15 protein-coding genes and 1 pseudogene are annotated in these 13393 nt (G+C 70.2%); 7 read left to right on the top strand and 9 right to left on the bottom strand.

What is annotated here, in order from left to right; all coding sequences use genetic code 11:
• Window positions 1-74: 74 nt before the first annotated feature.
• The 5 genes from RV983_RS30905 to RV983_RS30885 form a co-directional block, all read right to left on the bottom strand.
• Window positions 75-788: an SDR family NAD(P)-dependent oxidoreductase gene (locus RV983_RS30905; protein WP_475988987.1), complete on the bottom strand. Its 714-nt coding sequence runs from the start codon at window positions 786-788 to the stop codon at window positions 75-77.
• A gap of 139 nt (window positions 789-927) precedes the next feature.
• Window positions 928-2238, bottom strand: coding sequence for a YbfB/YjiJ family MFS transporter (locus tag RV983_RS30900; RefSeq protein ID WP_475988986.1), 1311 nt, complete (start codon window positions 2236-2238; stop codon window positions 928-930).
• Between the two features lie 132 nt (window positions 2239-2370).
• Window positions 2371-2673 carry a muconolactone Delta-isomerase family protein gene (locus tag RV983_RS30895; RefSeq protein ID WP_475990514.1) on the bottom strand — a complete coding sequence of 101 codons (303 nt, stop codon included), beginning with the start codon at window positions 2671-2673 and terminating at the stop codon, window positions 2371-2373.
• Between the two features lie 42 nt (window positions 2674-2715).
• Window positions 2716-2961, bottom strand: a complete 246-nt coding sequence (locus tag RV983_RS30890) for a nuclear transport factor 2 family protein (RefSeq protein WP_475988985.1) — start codon at window positions 2959-2961, stop codon at window positions 2716-2718.
• Window positions 2945-3097, bottom strand: coding sequence for a hypothetical protein (locus RV983_RS30885; protein ID WP_475988984.1), 153 nt, complete (start codon window positions 3095-3097; stop codon window positions 2945-2947). The genes RV983_RS30890 and RV983_RS30885 overlap by 17 nt, the downstream gene beginning before the upstream one ends.
• A gap of 196 nt (window positions 3098-3293) precedes the next feature.
• Here RV983_RS30885 and RV983_RS30880 point away from each other — a divergent pair, with 196 nt between their 5' ends.
• The 3 genes and pseudogenes from RV983_RS30880 (at window position 3294) to RV983_RS30870 (ending at window position 6364) form a co-directional block, all read left to right on the top strand.
• On the top strand, window positions 3294-3911 hold the full coding sequence (locus RV983_RS30880; protein WP_475988983.1) for a TetR/AcrR family transcriptional regulator: 618 nt from the start codon (window positions 3294-3296) through the stop codon (window positions 3909-3911).
• Window positions 3912-4018: 107 nt separating this feature from the next.
• A pseudogene (locus RV983_RS30875) lies at window positions 4019-5052 on the top strand (nitronate monooxygenase).
• 262 nt (window positions 5053-5314) lie between these two features.
• Complete coding sequence (locus RV983_RS30870) at window positions 5315-6364, top strand: alpha/beta fold hydrolase (protein WP_475988982.1); 1050 nt, start codon at window positions 5315-5317, stop codon at window positions 6362-6364.
• A 69-nt stretch (window positions 6365-6433) separates the two neighbouring features.
• Here the strand turns inward: RV983_RS30870 and RV983_RS30865 are convergent, their stop codons facing one another.
• Window positions 6434-7048 (bottom strand): PadR family transcriptional regulator, encoded by a 615-nt coding sequence (locus RV983_RS30865; RefSeq protein WP_475990513.1) that lies wholly within the window; start codon window positions 7046-7048, stop codon window positions 6434-6436.
• Window positions 7049-7464: 416 nt separating this feature from the next.
• Here RV983_RS30865 and RV983_RS30860 point away from each other — a divergent pair, with 416 nt between their 5' ends.
• Entirely contained in the window at window positions 7465-8085 is a 621-nt protein-coding gene (locus tag RV983_RS30860) for an L-threonylcarbamoyladenylate synthase (RefSeq protein WP_475988981.1), read from the top strand.
• 792 nt (window positions 8086-8877) lie between these two features.
• On the opposite strand, the gene RV983_RS30855 is transcribed toward RV983_RS30860, so the two are convergent.
• Both RV983_RS30855 and RV983_RS30850 read right to left on the bottom strand, forming a co-directional pair.
• A complete protein-coding gene (locus RV983_RS30855) occupies window positions 8878-9600 on the bottom strand; it encodes a GNAT family N-acetyltransferase (protein WP_475988980.1) in 723 nt (240 codons plus the stop codon).
• Between the two features lie 216 nt (window positions 9601-9816).
• Window positions 9817-10170 (bottom strand): VOC family protein, encoded by a 354-nt coding sequence (locus tag RV983_RS30850; RefSeq protein WP_475988979.1) that lies wholly within the window; start codon window positions 10168-10170, stop codon window positions 9817-9819.
• Between the two features lie 227 nt (window positions 10171-10397).
• On the opposite strand from RV983_RS30850, the gene RV983_RS30845 reads away from it, so the two are divergent.
• A complete protein-coding gene (locus tag RV983_RS30845) occupies window positions 10398-10766 on the top strand; it encodes a DUF6188 family protein (protein WP_475988978.1) in 369 nt (122 codons plus the stop codon).
• Between the two features lie 229 nt (window positions 10767-10995).
• Here RV983_RS30845 and RV983_RS30840 read toward each other — a convergent pair whose 3' ends face one another.
• On the bottom strand, window positions 10996-11466 hold the full coding sequence (locus tag RV983_RS30840; RefSeq protein ID WP_475988977.1) for a hypothetical protein: 471 nt from the start codon (window positions 11464-11466) through the stop codon (window positions 10996-10998).
• A 497-nt stretch (window positions 11467-11963) separates the two neighbouring features.
• Here RV983_RS30840 and RV983_RS30835 point away from each other — a divergent pair, with 497 nt between their 5' ends.
• The gene (locus RV983_RS30835; RefSeq protein WP_475988976.1) at window positions 11964-12377 is read left to right on the top strand and encodes a hypothetical protein; all 414 of its coding nucleotides are present in this window, start codon (window positions 11964-11966) and stop codon (window positions 12375-12377) included.
• A 46-nt stretch (window positions 12378-12423) separates the two neighbouring features.
• On the top strand, window positions 12424-13329 hold the full coding sequence (locus tag RV983_RS30830) for an NmrA family NAD(P)-binding protein (RefSeq protein ID WP_475988975.1): 906 nt from the start codon (window positions 12424-12426) through the stop codon (window positions 13327-13329).
• The last annotated feature ends 64 nt before the right edge of the window (window positions 13330-13393 follow it).

Below are 13393 nucleotides of genomic sequence, written 5' to 3'. Positions count from 1 at the left end.
GCCGGTGGAGTTCACGTGTATCCCCCGCGGGGCGCTGTCCGCTCCCCCATCGCGGACAGCGGGGCCCCGTTCGCTCAGTGACCGGCGTTCTGGCCGCCGTCGACGTAGAGGATGTTGCCGGTGACGAACGGAGCGTTCTCCAGGTAGATCACCGCGTCGACGATGTCGTCCACCTCGCCCATCCGGCCCACGGGGTGCAGGGCGGCCAGGGCCTCGTGGTGCTCCTCGGCGTGCATCGGGGTCTTGATGGTGCCGAGGGACACCGCGTTGCTGCGGATGCCGCGCGTGGCGTACTCGATGGCCAGGGACTTGGTGGCGGACTGCAGGCCGCCCTTGGTGAGGGAGGCGAGCACCGAGGGCACGTGGGAGTTGGCGGCGTCGGCCAGCGCGCTCGTGATCTGCACGACGTGGCCGCCGCCCTGCTCCAGCATGCGCGCGATGGCGAGCTGGGTGATCCGGAAGAAGCCGTTCACGTTGACGCCGAGCACCGCGTCGTACTCGTCCTGGGTGTACTCGTGGAAGGGCTTGGCGACGAAGATCCCCGCGTTGTTGACCAGGGTGTCGACGCGGCCGAAGCGCTCCATGGCGGCGGCGATGACGCGGTCGGCGGTGTCGCGGACGGCGATGTCGCCCTGGACGGCGAGTATCTCCGGGTCGTGCGACTCGGAGATGTTCCGCGAGGTGGCAACGACGGCGTAGCCGAGCTTGCGGTAACCGGCGACGAGGCCGGCACCGATCCCCTGCGAGGCGCCGGTGATGACCGCGACCTTCTGGCCCTGATTGCTCATGATGACCCTCTCGAACAGTGCGAAACACGGTGGAACCGGCATTAATCGACCGGTCATCCACAAAGTAGACGACCGGTCCACAAACGTCAAAGGGCACAGGCACCCGGCCCGGACCGGCCCTGCCTCAGCGGCCCTGCCGCTACCCGCGCTCGGCCGCCGCGCCACCGGCACCCGCCACCGGCTCGCGGCGCGGGCCGGGCCCGGCTCCGGGACGGCCGTCGGTACCGGGCTCGTGCGGGAACCCGATACGGAGCACGAGGGCCGCGACGGCGGCCGCCAGCACCACGACGGCCGCCAGGATCAGCGCCTGGTGGTACCCGTGGTGCAGCAGGGGTGCGGCGGCCAGCGGCCCGATGATCTGGCCGACCGAGTACCCCGCGGTGAGCAGCGCCACAGCACGGGGGAACCGCAGATGCGTCCCGGTCGCCAGCGCGAGCGAGCTGACGCCGAGGAAGGTCGCCCCGAAGAGCAGCGCCGAGACGAGGACCGCCGCCACACCGCCGACCAGCGCGGGCAGCGCGATCCCGACGGCCTGGACGATCAGCGCGGCGAGCAGGAGTCCCGGGCGCGACCAGCGCCGCCCGAGCCTCGCCCAGAACGCCGAGGACGGAACGGCCGCCAGGCCCACCAGGACCCAGGCACCGCTGCCGAGCCAGCCGGGCCCGTCCTGGCCGACGGCCGCCACCAGGAAGGTGCCGGCGATGATGTAGCCGATGCCCTCCAGCGTGTAGGAGGCGAAAAGGGCGGCGAACCAGCGGTGTCCGCGCGCACCCGCCGCTTGCCCCGGTGTCCCGGAAGCGGTCACGGGTCCGGGTCCGGCGCCTGCCCCGGATGGCTCGGGTGCGGGCTCCGGCCGCATCGTCCACGCAGGCACCGAGAGCGCCGCCGCCAGAGCGGCGGACACCCACCACGCGGCCCGCCAGTCACCGAGGCCGCCGAGCCCGCGCAGGGCGAGGACGAGCAGCCCGGAGAGCGCGATACCGGCACCGACGCCGCCGAAGGCCCACCCGGGCAGGTGCGCGGGGTGCCCGCGCAGATGGCCGAGCAGGGAGTTGACGGCGATGACGAAGACCAGCGCACTGGCGACGCCCGCCACGAGCCGCAGCGCCAGCCACACCTCGGTGGTGTGCGTCGCCGGCATCAGGGCGAGGCTCGCGACGAGGACCGTCAGGCATCCGCGCAGCACGGCCGAGGAGCGCAGCAACCACGGCAGGCAGATGCCAGCGAGGGCGCCCACGAGGTATCCGATGTAGTTCGCGGTGGCCGCGTGAGCGCCATCGGTGGCGGTCAGACCCGCCTGGGCCTGCATCAGGGGAAGGATCGGGGTGTAGACGAAGCGCCCGACGCCCATGGCCGCGGCCAGCGCCGCCGCCACGGCCAGCACGTGGGTCCAGGGTGAGCGGAACGCCTCGCCACGTGTCGCGGCCGGCCGGCGGATGGACTCGTACATGACAGGGGTCCTCGGGTGGTCCTGCTCCGGGGCATGCCGGCCATCGCCCCCCGCGCCGGCCATGACGGGACGGACATGGCCGGCACGGGACGCGGCGGCGTGGAGCGACGGGTGGGGGGACGGAACGCGTGATCAGCCCGCCTCGGCGGTCCGGCCCGGGTCGTTGGGGTGCGCCTGCAGTGCGGTGATCACCGGCGTCATCCAGGGCGCGAGCGGCAGTGTGCCGAGGACGTTCTCGCGGAGGTCGGCCTCGTCGTCCGCACACCACAGTCCGATGCTGCGCAGTTCGCCCACCGGGCGCCACAGTCTGACCAGGTGGCCGGTCGCGGCGAGCTCCGCGGCGCGTACGGCCTCGGCCGCGCGCCGCCGGTCCACCTCGGCCGGGTCCGTTCCCTCGGGAACGGTGGTGGTGAGCTCGACCAGGAACTCCTTCATGGTCCTGCCTCTCATGAGTGCTGATGAGGGTCTTGTGGGGTCTCAGTGATCGGTGGCGACCCGGGAGACGTGGTACTGACGGATGCGCCAGTCGCCGCCCTCGCGCTGCAGGACCAGCGAGAGGTGCACCGCGGCCGCCCAGCCGTCCGGGTCCTGGAACGTGACGTCGGCGAACCCGCCGGCCATCTCCTCGCCGATCCCGTACACGTGGACCTTCCCCACGTGGGCCGTGCGCTCCTCCGGCACGGCCTCGTAGTAGCCGCGCACGGCCTCACGGCCGGCCAGCACCTCGGGCCCGAACCCCTGGAAGAGGGCCGTCGGAGGTGAACAGGCCGGCCATGACGTCGTTCTGGTGGGTGTCGAAGGCGGCCTTCCAGCGGCTCAGGACGTCGTGCATGGGGTGGGTCTCGGTGTCGGCACTCACGATGCGGGTCTCCTCGGTGACAGCGGAACGGTGGCCGCGCCCGTGGGCGAACACGGCCTGGAACGCGATCGGACGTCGGCTTGACGGTGTCGCATTGCCCGGACCGCCGCACCGGAGCCTGTCGGTCCGGTACGGGTCAACGACAGTAGCCGACCGGTCTAGTAAACCGTAGTCGAGCGGTCGTATACTGGCAAACATGGGACGGACCAGTGACGCCAGAGAGAAGATCCTCACCGCAGCGCAATCGCTCATAGAGCTGCGCGGCTACTCGGCCCTGGGTGTGGCCGAGATCTGCAAGACGGCCGGGGTACCCAAGGGCAGTTTCTACTACTTCTTCGAATCCAAAGAGGCGCTGGCCCTCGCCGTCATCGACGAGCACTGGGCGATCGAGCGCGCCGACTGGACCCGCATCATGAACAGCGACGCACCGCCGCTGGAGCGGCTGCGGCAGCTCTTCGAGGAGACGGAAGCGGAGCAGCGCGCCGGACAGCAGAGTTGCGGGACCGTTTCCGGCTGTATGTTCGGGAACCTCACCCTGGAGATGAGCAACCAGACCGAGGCCATCCGCGAGCGACTGCAGGGCATCTTCGACGCCCAGGTCGCGATGGTCGAAGCGGTTGCCGTCGAGGCCCGCGCACGAGGCGAGGTGACCGCCACCGACCTCCACGAGGCCGCCCGTTCCGTGGTCGCACAACTCGAGGGCCAGGTGCTGTTCGCCAAGCTCTACAACAACACGTCCCCGATCGGCATGCTCTGGACGAACTGCCTGGCACTTCTCGGCGCCCACGCGCCGCAGGTGCCCGCCACGGTCTGAGGACGGCGGCCGCGCGCCGTCCCCGCCGTGCCCACCTTGGCGCCGGTGCCGTCCACAGCACCGCGCCGACCCCGGCACCGCAGCGTCCCCGCAGGAGGAAAGGAAGCATGAGCAACTCCCCGTTGTCCGCCCTGGGCGCGAGCATCCCCGTCCTCGCCGCACCCATGGCCGGCGGCCCCACCACGCCCGCGCTGGTCGTCGCGGCAGCCAGGGCCGGCGGCCTCGGCTTCCTCCCCGGCGGTTACCGCACCGCGGAGGCCCTTGCCGGGCAGATCGCCGAGGTCCGCTCGACGGGCGTGGCCTTCGGGGTCAATCTCTTCGCGCCGAATCCCGTCCCGGTCGACGCGGAGGCGTATCGCCACTACGCCCGGGCGGTCGCCCCCGACGCCCTGGCCCACGGGGTCGACGTCCTGGCGACCGGGGTCGTCGAGGACGACGACCAGTGGACGGAGAAGATCCGCCTGCTGCTGTCCGACCCCGTGCCGGTCGTCAGCTTCACGTTCGGCGTACCGGAGGCGACGGTGATGGCGGCGCTGCGCGCCGCCGGAATCCTGGTCGTGCAGACGGTCACCTCGCCGCGGAGGCCCGCCTGGCGGCCGAGGCCGGCGCGGACATGCTGGCCGTACAGGCCTCGGCCGCGGGGGGCCACTCCGGCACCCTCACCCCCGAGCGCATCCCGGAGCCCGTCCCTCTGCCCGAACTGGTCGGGCAGGTGCGGCACGCGGTGTCCCTGCCGCTCGTCGCCGCGGGCGGCGTGTCGACCCCGCAGGCCGCGGCCGAGGCCCTGCGGGCCGGAGCGGAGGCGGTCATGGTCGGCACCGCTCTGCTGCTGGCCGACGAGGCCGGCACCTCGCGCCCGCACAGGGCGGCACTCACGGACCCGGCGCGCGAAGGGACCGTGGTGACACGGGCCTTCACGGGACGTCCGGCCCGCGCGCTGCGCAACGGGTTCACCGAACGCCACAGCGCCACCGCCCCTGCGGGCTATCCCGCGCTGCACCACCTGACGAGCCCGATGCGCAAGGCCGCGTCCGCCGCGAACGATCCCGAGTCGATCAACCTGTGGGCCGGCACGGGTTACCGCGAGGCCGTGGCCGAACCGGCCGGGCAGATCCTGCGCCGACTCGCCTCGGGGATCTGAGCGGGACTTCGGCCCCGGCCCTGGGCCGCCGCAGTCCCCGACGGGTCGCCAGCAACCGTTCCCCCCAGCGCATCCGATCCGGGATTCCGCCCCGGGCCGGCACACCACACCCTCAAGTCGTCACCATCTTGACCGGTGACGTTTGCTCGTGCAAGGGTGATGCCGAGGCAGGGCAGCAGCGGCAGCGCGGCGCATCTCGCCGTCTCGCCGTCGTCGCGGCGCGCGAACTTCCGCGGCACGCGGACGCGAAGGAAGGTTCCACATGATCGACAGGCGCACTTTCGGCAAGGTCCTCGGGACGGGAGCGGCAGCGGTCTCACTGACCGGCGTGCCCGGACTCCCCACAGCGGCGGCCTCCGCCGCGACGCCCGGACAGCCGGAAGCCGCGACCCGTACCGGGCCGGGCAGCCGCACGTCCTTCGGCCCGCTGAAGCAGATCCGCGCGGGCGTCCTGAACATCGGATACGCCGAGGCCGGTCCGGCCGACGGCCCCGCGGTGGTCCTCCTGCACGGCTGGCCGTACGACATCCACAGCTACGTCGACGTCGCACCCCTGCTCGCGGCGGAGGGCTACCGGGTGATCGTCCCGCACCTGCGCGGCCACGGCACGACCCGCTTCCTCTCCGGGCGCACGTTCCGCAACGCCGAACAGGCCGCCATCGCCCAGGACATCATCGCCCTCATGGACGCGCTGAGGATCGAGAAGGCCGTCCTCGCCGGCTACGACTGGGGGTCGCGCACCGCGGACATCATTGCGGCCCTCCGGCCCGACCGCTGCAAGGCACTGGTCTCCGTCACCGGCTACCTGATCACCAACCGCGAGGCCAACAAGACCCCGCTCCCGCCGAAGGCGGAATGGGCCTGGTGGTACCAGTACTACTTCGCCACCGAGCGCGGCCGGCTCGGCCTCGAGGAGAACCGGCACGACCTGGCGCGGCAGATCTGGCAGTTCAACTCCCCGGCGTGGGCGTTCGACGACGCCACATTCGCGCGCACCGCAACGTCCTTCGAGAACCCGGACTACGTGGCCATCGTGATCCACAACTACCGCTGGCGCCTGGGCCTGGCGAGGGGCGAGAGCCGGTACGAACTCATCGAGCGGCGGCTCGCCGCGGGTCCCGTCATCACGGTGCCCACGATCACCCTCGACGGGGAGACGGACCCCTTCACCCCGGCCGGCGACGGCGCGTCCTACCGGGGCAAGTTCGCCGGCCCGTACGCCCACCGCACCTTGAAGGGGATCGGCCACAACGTGCCGCAGGAGGCGCCGGAGGCTTTCGCGCAGGCCGTCGTGGACGTCGACGGCTTCTGACCGGACGAAGGACGAAGGCGGCCCGGGACATCGCGTCCCGGGCCGCCTCCGCGGTGCGTCCGTCTGCCCTCAGTCCTCGTCGGCGAGGATCAGATAGAGCTTCTTCCGGGCCTCGTTGACCACGGCCAGCGCCTTGTCCCGCTGCTCGGGCGTACCGGTCGCCCAGACCTGCCGGAAGGCGTCGACCAGGCCGCCGCCCGCCTTGCGGATCTCGTTCATCGCATCCCAGTCGATGCCGCGCCCGGCTTCCTCCCAGGGGGCGTCCGGCCCCTCCGCGGCCTCGGCACGGCCCGCTTCGGTGAGCGTGAAGAGCTTCTTGCCGCCCTCCGACTCACTGCTGATCAGGCCCTCGTCCTCCAGCAACTGCAGCGTCGGGTAGACCGAGCCGGGGCTCGGCTTCCACGCACCGCCACTGCGCTCGGCGATCTCCCTGATCATCTCGTAGCCGTGCATCGGCCGGTCGGCGAGCAGGGCGAGGATCGACGCACGGACATCCCCGCGCCGCGCCCTCCCGCGAGGCCCGCCCCGTCCGCCCCGCCCTCCGTGCCACGGCCCGGGACCCCAGGGCCCCGGCCCCCCGAACGGCGGCCCGAACGGGCCGAACGCGGCCCGCCGCCCCTCGTCCTCCTGGCCGCCGCGCCCGTGATGGCCGGGCCCAAAGTGTCCATGTCCATGGGAACGCATGATGATGCTTCCTTCCATCGTCGAACGATCGCGATGCTTCAACGATATATCGGAACCTGTCGCCTGACAAGGCCCGTGGAAAGTCACCCATTGTCCCGTCCCACTCCATGGGTCTGATGCAGGTTTGGGTGACAGGTTGACCTGACCTGCCACACCTCTCAGGTTCCAGGTTCGGTCACGCGGCCTGGAGGGCCGGCGTGGCAAGTGACGCGGACCTCGTCCCCGCCGCCGCCCGGCAAGCGGCGACCAGGCACAGCGCGGGTGCGGATGCCCGGTGAACCACGAAGTACGCACGGCATTTCCCGAGCGTCTTCCGGCGAGGCTCCGGCGCCCGCGAGCGCCGCACGCCGCACCCGTTGCGACGACGGGGCGCGGCCCGGCGAGTGCGGCACCCGGGTACGGCATAAGCTCGGCAGATGGCGAAGTACTTCGACGTGCACCCCGAGAACCCCCAGCCGCGCAGCATCGCCCAGGTCGCCGACGCGGTGCGGTCGGGAGCGCTCATCGCATACCCCACCGACTCCTGTTACGCGCTGGGCTGCCGGCTGGGCAGCAGGGACGGCATGGACCGGATCCGTTCGATCCGCCACCTCGACGACCGGCACCACTTCACGCTGATGTGCCGGGACTTCGCGCAGCTGGGCCAGTTCGTGCAGGTGGACAACGACGTGTTCCGGGCCGTGAAGGCGTCCACGCCCGGCAGCTACACCTTCATCCTCCCGGCCACCCGTGAGGTGCCGCGCAAGCTGCTGCACCCGAAGAAGAAGACCGTGGGTGTGCGCATCCCGGACCATGTGGTCACCCAGGCGCTGCTGGCCGAAATGGGCGAGCCGCTGCTGTCCAGCACACTGCTGCTGCCGGACGAGGAGGAGCCGATGACCCAGGGCTGGGAGATCAAGGATCGGCTCGATCACGTGGTGGACGCCGTGGTCGACTCCGGGGACTGCGGCACCGAGCCGACGACGGTGGTCGACTTCTCCGGCGGCGTGGCAGAGATCGTACGGCGGGGCGCGGGAGACACCTCGCGGTTCGAGTGAGGCCGCGAGGCCGGTCACGGAGGTGTGGATCTTGCGTGGCAGCATGAGACGTACATGCAGCGCCGAGGGCACCAGCCTCCCGCCGCTGATTCCTCAGGAGGCTTCTCAGCATGACCGCCGTGAAGGGGACAGCCGTCGACATCACGACCGAGGACGGCACCGCCGACTCTTACCTCGCCCACCCCGCGGACGGCAAGCCGCGTCCGGGCGTGCTCTTCTAGCCGCGCCACGAGATGGGGCAGGCTCAGGACTTGCGGTCCGTCTCGACGAACTGAGTCCACGCGTCTCATCCAACCCAGTCCATCCAGGTCAGCAGCACACGGACGACTCACTTCGTTGAGACAAGACAGTCACCCATTGTCCCGTCCCACTCAATCGAGTCGTCTCTCAACGAACCGAGTCGTTCGCGCTTCTGTCTCAACGAACCCAGTCGCGCGGTTGAACGCGCTGGGGGTCCTGGATGGCTGTACCGGCTGGGGTGAAGCAGGCGGAGGCGGGGCCGGGCGTCGAGTTGTCGCACGTGGACGCGGTGCACGGACGCCGTCGGCGTCCGCTGCGGGACTGTGTGACGGGGAGGTCCGAGGATGTGATGTCGATCCTGTACGTACGTTTCGCTGGTCGCGCGGTGAGCGTCACTTCCCGGGCTGGTACTGGGCGGCGACGACCGGGCGGCACTTCGGCTTCGAGTCGTGGCTGGAGCGGGACCGACTGCTGCTGATGGACTTCGATCCGAACGTGGTGGGGATCGGCGCGCAGCCGTTCTGGCTGCACCGGCCCACCGCACCGCCCCTCTTAAGCGATCTCGATGCTGAGTTGGGAGCCCAGTTCCTCGAAGCCCAATGCGGCCGCAACCCGCCGGGAGGCGGGAGGGCGCGCGCGCCACTGCGGCAGCAGGCCGTCGGCAAGGGCATGAGCGACCGCAGCTGAGCCCGTCACTCGTGCCAGTCCTCGCCCTCGCACTTCTGGCGCCGTCAGTACGCTGATATGGGCCGTCCGCCTCGGCCAGGTCAGATATCCCGCAGCAGCAACCACCTGGTTATGCTCGCGAACCACGAAGGCGGGCGACGTTATCTCGTCCAGGGCAGCCTCATCAGCGTCCTCATGACCAGCCACCTGCTCCAGGATCCGCAGGTCCGGGTGATCGGTCGGCAGTTGCTCCACCGTCAAGGCGCCAGCTTCCACTGGCCGGAAACTGGCTGGGGACACATATGACAGCGCCGCCGGCCCGAGCACCCGAGCCACCGGAAGGGCTTCCCGGACCAACGCGCCATCCACGACGGCCTCAACCGGCAGTCTCCCGAGTGCGCCACGAACGATCACGGCGGCACTGTCACTCGGCGCGGTCACGATCGCTGATCCGCCCAGAGCTACCACCCCGACCCAGCCCACCGGGCACAGCCCGGACCGGGGGGAGACCACGACGTTCACACCGCCCGGCGGGGCGAACGACACCGGCACCTGGGCCAGGTCTTCCCAGAGCTCACGGGCTCGGACCACTAACGCATCCGTCGACATGGCGCCGATCCTGCCAGTCGAAGCAAGCTGCTGACATGGGAATTGACCAGCGGCGTCGGCGGATACGGCACGGCGTCACTCCATCGACGTCGTCTCAGGCGCCCGATCTGTCCTTTGACAGCGGAGACAGTCGGTCAGGGGTGACCTGACCTGGGCCGACCAACTTGCGTGTCAACGAGGCGGACGTCGAGGCCCGGACAACTGCCCGGTCCCCGCTCAGCTCTTGCGCTCACTCAGGACGCAGAACTCGTTGCCCTCCGGGTCGAGGAGGGTCACCCAATGCTGCCCGTCCTGCACGGCGTCGACGCGCCGGGCGCCGAGGGAGAGCAGCCGGGCGACCTCGGTCTCCTGGTCGTCGGGGCGGAAGTCGGGGTGGAGCCTGTTCTTCGACGTCTTGCCCTCGGGGACAGGCACGAAGAGCAGGCCCGGCATCCGGTCCGGCTCAGGCCGGATCTCGATGATCTCCTCGGATTCGTCGACCACAACCCAGCCGAGAGCCTCGGCCCACCAGCGCCCGAGAGCGACGGGGTCGGCGGAGGCGACGATGATCTGTTCCCATTCCAGTGCCATGGGCCTGAGCATAGGCGGACCGGCGACCCACCCCGCAAAGCCGCCACTCTTCCCACCCCACCCCCCAAGCGCTTCTGCCTCGCATGGCTAGGTCCACTGGCAAAGAGGGCGCTGACGACTGGCTTCGCCGTCAAACGCCTCGATCAGAACATCGTTCCAGCCATGCCGCCTGGTTCCGGAAATCCCGAACTCACGACTGTCGAATCAGCCAAGGTGCAGTGGTCGGCATGAGCGTCAGCAAGATCAGCGTGGATTTCCGGCTCGTGCTGGTCCTCGACTCGGGCTGGGAAGTCGCCTTGGAGACACCCGTCAGCCTCTCGCACGGGACAGGCCACGCCACTACGCCCGTGTTCCTGACTCCGGAATCGCAGGACGTCGCAGCAGGGTCGGCTCTCTTCGGAGCACGTGTCATGTCAGCGGTCGCGTTCAAGTCCGGGATGCTGCGGCTCGTTTTCGACACCGGCCACCACCTGACCTGCTCGTCCGATCCGTCCTTCGAAGCGTGGCAGGTCACCGGCCCGACAGGATGGCGCCTCGTATCGCTGCCCGGAGGCGAACTCGCAGTCTGGTCGGGCTCAGGAAGGAACGAGTCCTAGCCGCGGCTGTCCCGTCCCGCCTCAAAGGATCTGGCCTGCGGCGACCGGATCCGTTTCGACAGGGCGGGAACCGGAACCCGTCGGGTCGGCCGGTCTCGGCCCGGACCCCCGTCAGCAGGCCGGCCGCGAGCGGTCGAAGTTGCGTGGGATCGGTCAAGGTTCAGACAGGGGGAACCACCGTCACCTCGCAGCAACCCCGCCCCCGACCGAGTTGGCCGCGGCCGCCCGGCTACAGGCATCCGGAATGGTCAGAGGTCTCCAGGCTCACCATGAGGTCGCCGGTGTGGAGACTCATGAACGACTGGCTGCTGCGCCAACCCTTGAACTGCTTGTCGATATTCAGGGCGAAATAGCCCTCGCCCGCATCGTCCCACGACCTGGCGTTCCATCCTGCGAACCGCGCGGTCCGTGCCACTTCGGTGCGAACGGACTCGGTGACGGCCACCTTGTAGTGAATCTCCACGGACGGCGTCTCCTCGCCCGCGCAGGTTCGGTAGCGGTGGCGCGACGCGTGGGGGCCCACCGTCGCGTCCAACGCAGCAGTGATCCGGTCCGCCTGCAACTGCTCGAGCCTCGCGTCGATCGCGGCGAACTCGCGGTGCTTGTGCATCTCGTGAACCGAGAAGCCACTTGCCACAGCTCCCGCGGCAGTCACCACGGCGATCCAGCGCCACACCGTGCCGCGACGGAAAGACAGCATATTTCGCGCTCCTCCTGGATGCTCCGACCCGCCCCGCCGCCCGGCGATTCGGAGTCCGCCGTGATCCGGACAGCATGCTGCCCTCCGACCAGCGCGTGATCAAGGTGCCCTGCCACAGCCACATCACGCCCCCGGTCAGTACGCCGCCCAGGCTCCCGCTCGGGGAAGGGAACTCGACCAGGCCTGGCCATCCGTGCTCGTCGATCCAGATTCGGGACCGGCCTTGCTGCCGGACACCGAGAGGGCGCAGCCGCTTGCGGGCCGCTGCGGTGGTCAGCCGCAAGGCGGTGGAGACAGTTGCCATGCCGCCATCACCGCGGGGTGTCGCCGGGGGCTCCCCACCCCCTGCTGCGTCGTCGGCCGTGCGGCTTGTTTGCCCCTTCCAGAATAGGAGCATATGCTCACATCTGTCCGCCGAGGCCGCGCTCGTGGCCGACACATCGGAAACACACCCACTGATCATCCGGTCACCGCCGGATCTTCGAAGGAGACCCGGCATGCCGAACCCGGAAAGCGAAAAGGCCTCCGCCCAGGGACTGAGCTACTACCCGTGGTGGCTCGACAACCTGGCCGCCGACGCCACCCTCGAAGGCGCGGCGATGAACGGCACCGCGCGTGGCGCGGAGGCCGTCCGCGCCATCGTGGTCAGGGCCCGCGAGCTGTACGAGTTCCAGGACTTCGGCTTCACCGGCGATTTCGGCGACGACGGCTTCCTCGAGATCTACGACACCGCGGTGCAGGGCGAGCCGCTGAAGGTCGTCGTCACGGTGGTCCGCAACGCCGCCGGACAGGCCCAGGACCTCGCGGTTCTCCACCGGCCGCGCAGTGCGCTGCTGCGCTTCTCCCGCTTGATGCACGAGAAGTTCGCCGGCACCCCCCTCGCCGAGCACTTCCTCGCCGACGAGGCCTGAGCCAACGGCGCCGCACTCGCACCATCAATCACTAGGGAATCAACTGATGACTGCCAGCAATCGTGTTCTCATCTCCGGCGCCGGCGGCGTGGGCCGCGCGGTCTTCGAGTATGTGCGTGCCCAGGACATACCGGTGCGTGTCATGGTCCGTCGCGAGGACGAACGTGCGGCCGGGTTGCGGGAGCTCGGGGCGGAGGTCGTCATCGGCGATCTGACCCGGCCCGAGACGGTGGCGGCCGCGCTGGAGGGTGTGTCGCGGATGTACTTCGCGATGCGGGTGTCGCCCGATCACCTCCTGGCGGCCACCGTGGTGGCCTCGGTCGCGCGGGAGCACGGGGAGCTGGACGCCCTTGTCGATCTGTCACAGATGACGGTGTCGCAGATGACGGCCACCAGCACCGACGAGTCCCACCAGCAGCGGCTGCACTGGCTGGCGGAGCAGGTGCTGAACTGGTCCGGCCTGCCGGTGGTCCACATCCGGCCGACGTCGTTCCTGGACAACCCGCTCTTCACCGCGCTCGCGGCGCGGACGATCCAGGAGAACGGCACGATCGCGCTGCCGTTCGGCGCCGGGCGCACCTCGCCGGTGGCCGTGGACGACGTCGCCCGGGTCGTGGCGACCGTGCTGCGCGATCCGACCCCCCACATCGGGCAGGTCTACGAACTGACCGGGCCGCGCTCGGTCGACATGAACGAGATGGCCGCGGAGTTCTCGCGTGCGCTGGGCCGCGAGGTGTCCTACGTGGACGTTCCGCTGGAGCAGTGGCAGACCGAAGTGCTGGCCAAGGTGGGCCTGCCGCCGCACATCGAGCGTCACATCGCCGTCATGGGACGACTGCACCAGGAGAACCGCTACGACCGCACGTCCGACGGTGTCGAGCGCGTGACCGGCGTCGCTCCCCAGTCGATCGAGTCATTCGTGGCCGCCCGCAAGGACTTCTACCTGGGCTGAGCGGCTTCGGCCCCGGCCGCACCGACACGTCGCACACGGACGACATCCGGCCTGCTTCCAGCAT

Source organism: Streptomyces sp. RLA123 (assembly GCF_056270165.1).
The sequence above is the reverse complement of the archived record's forward strand: the minus strand, read 5'-3'. Positions and strand labels throughout refer to the sequence as shown.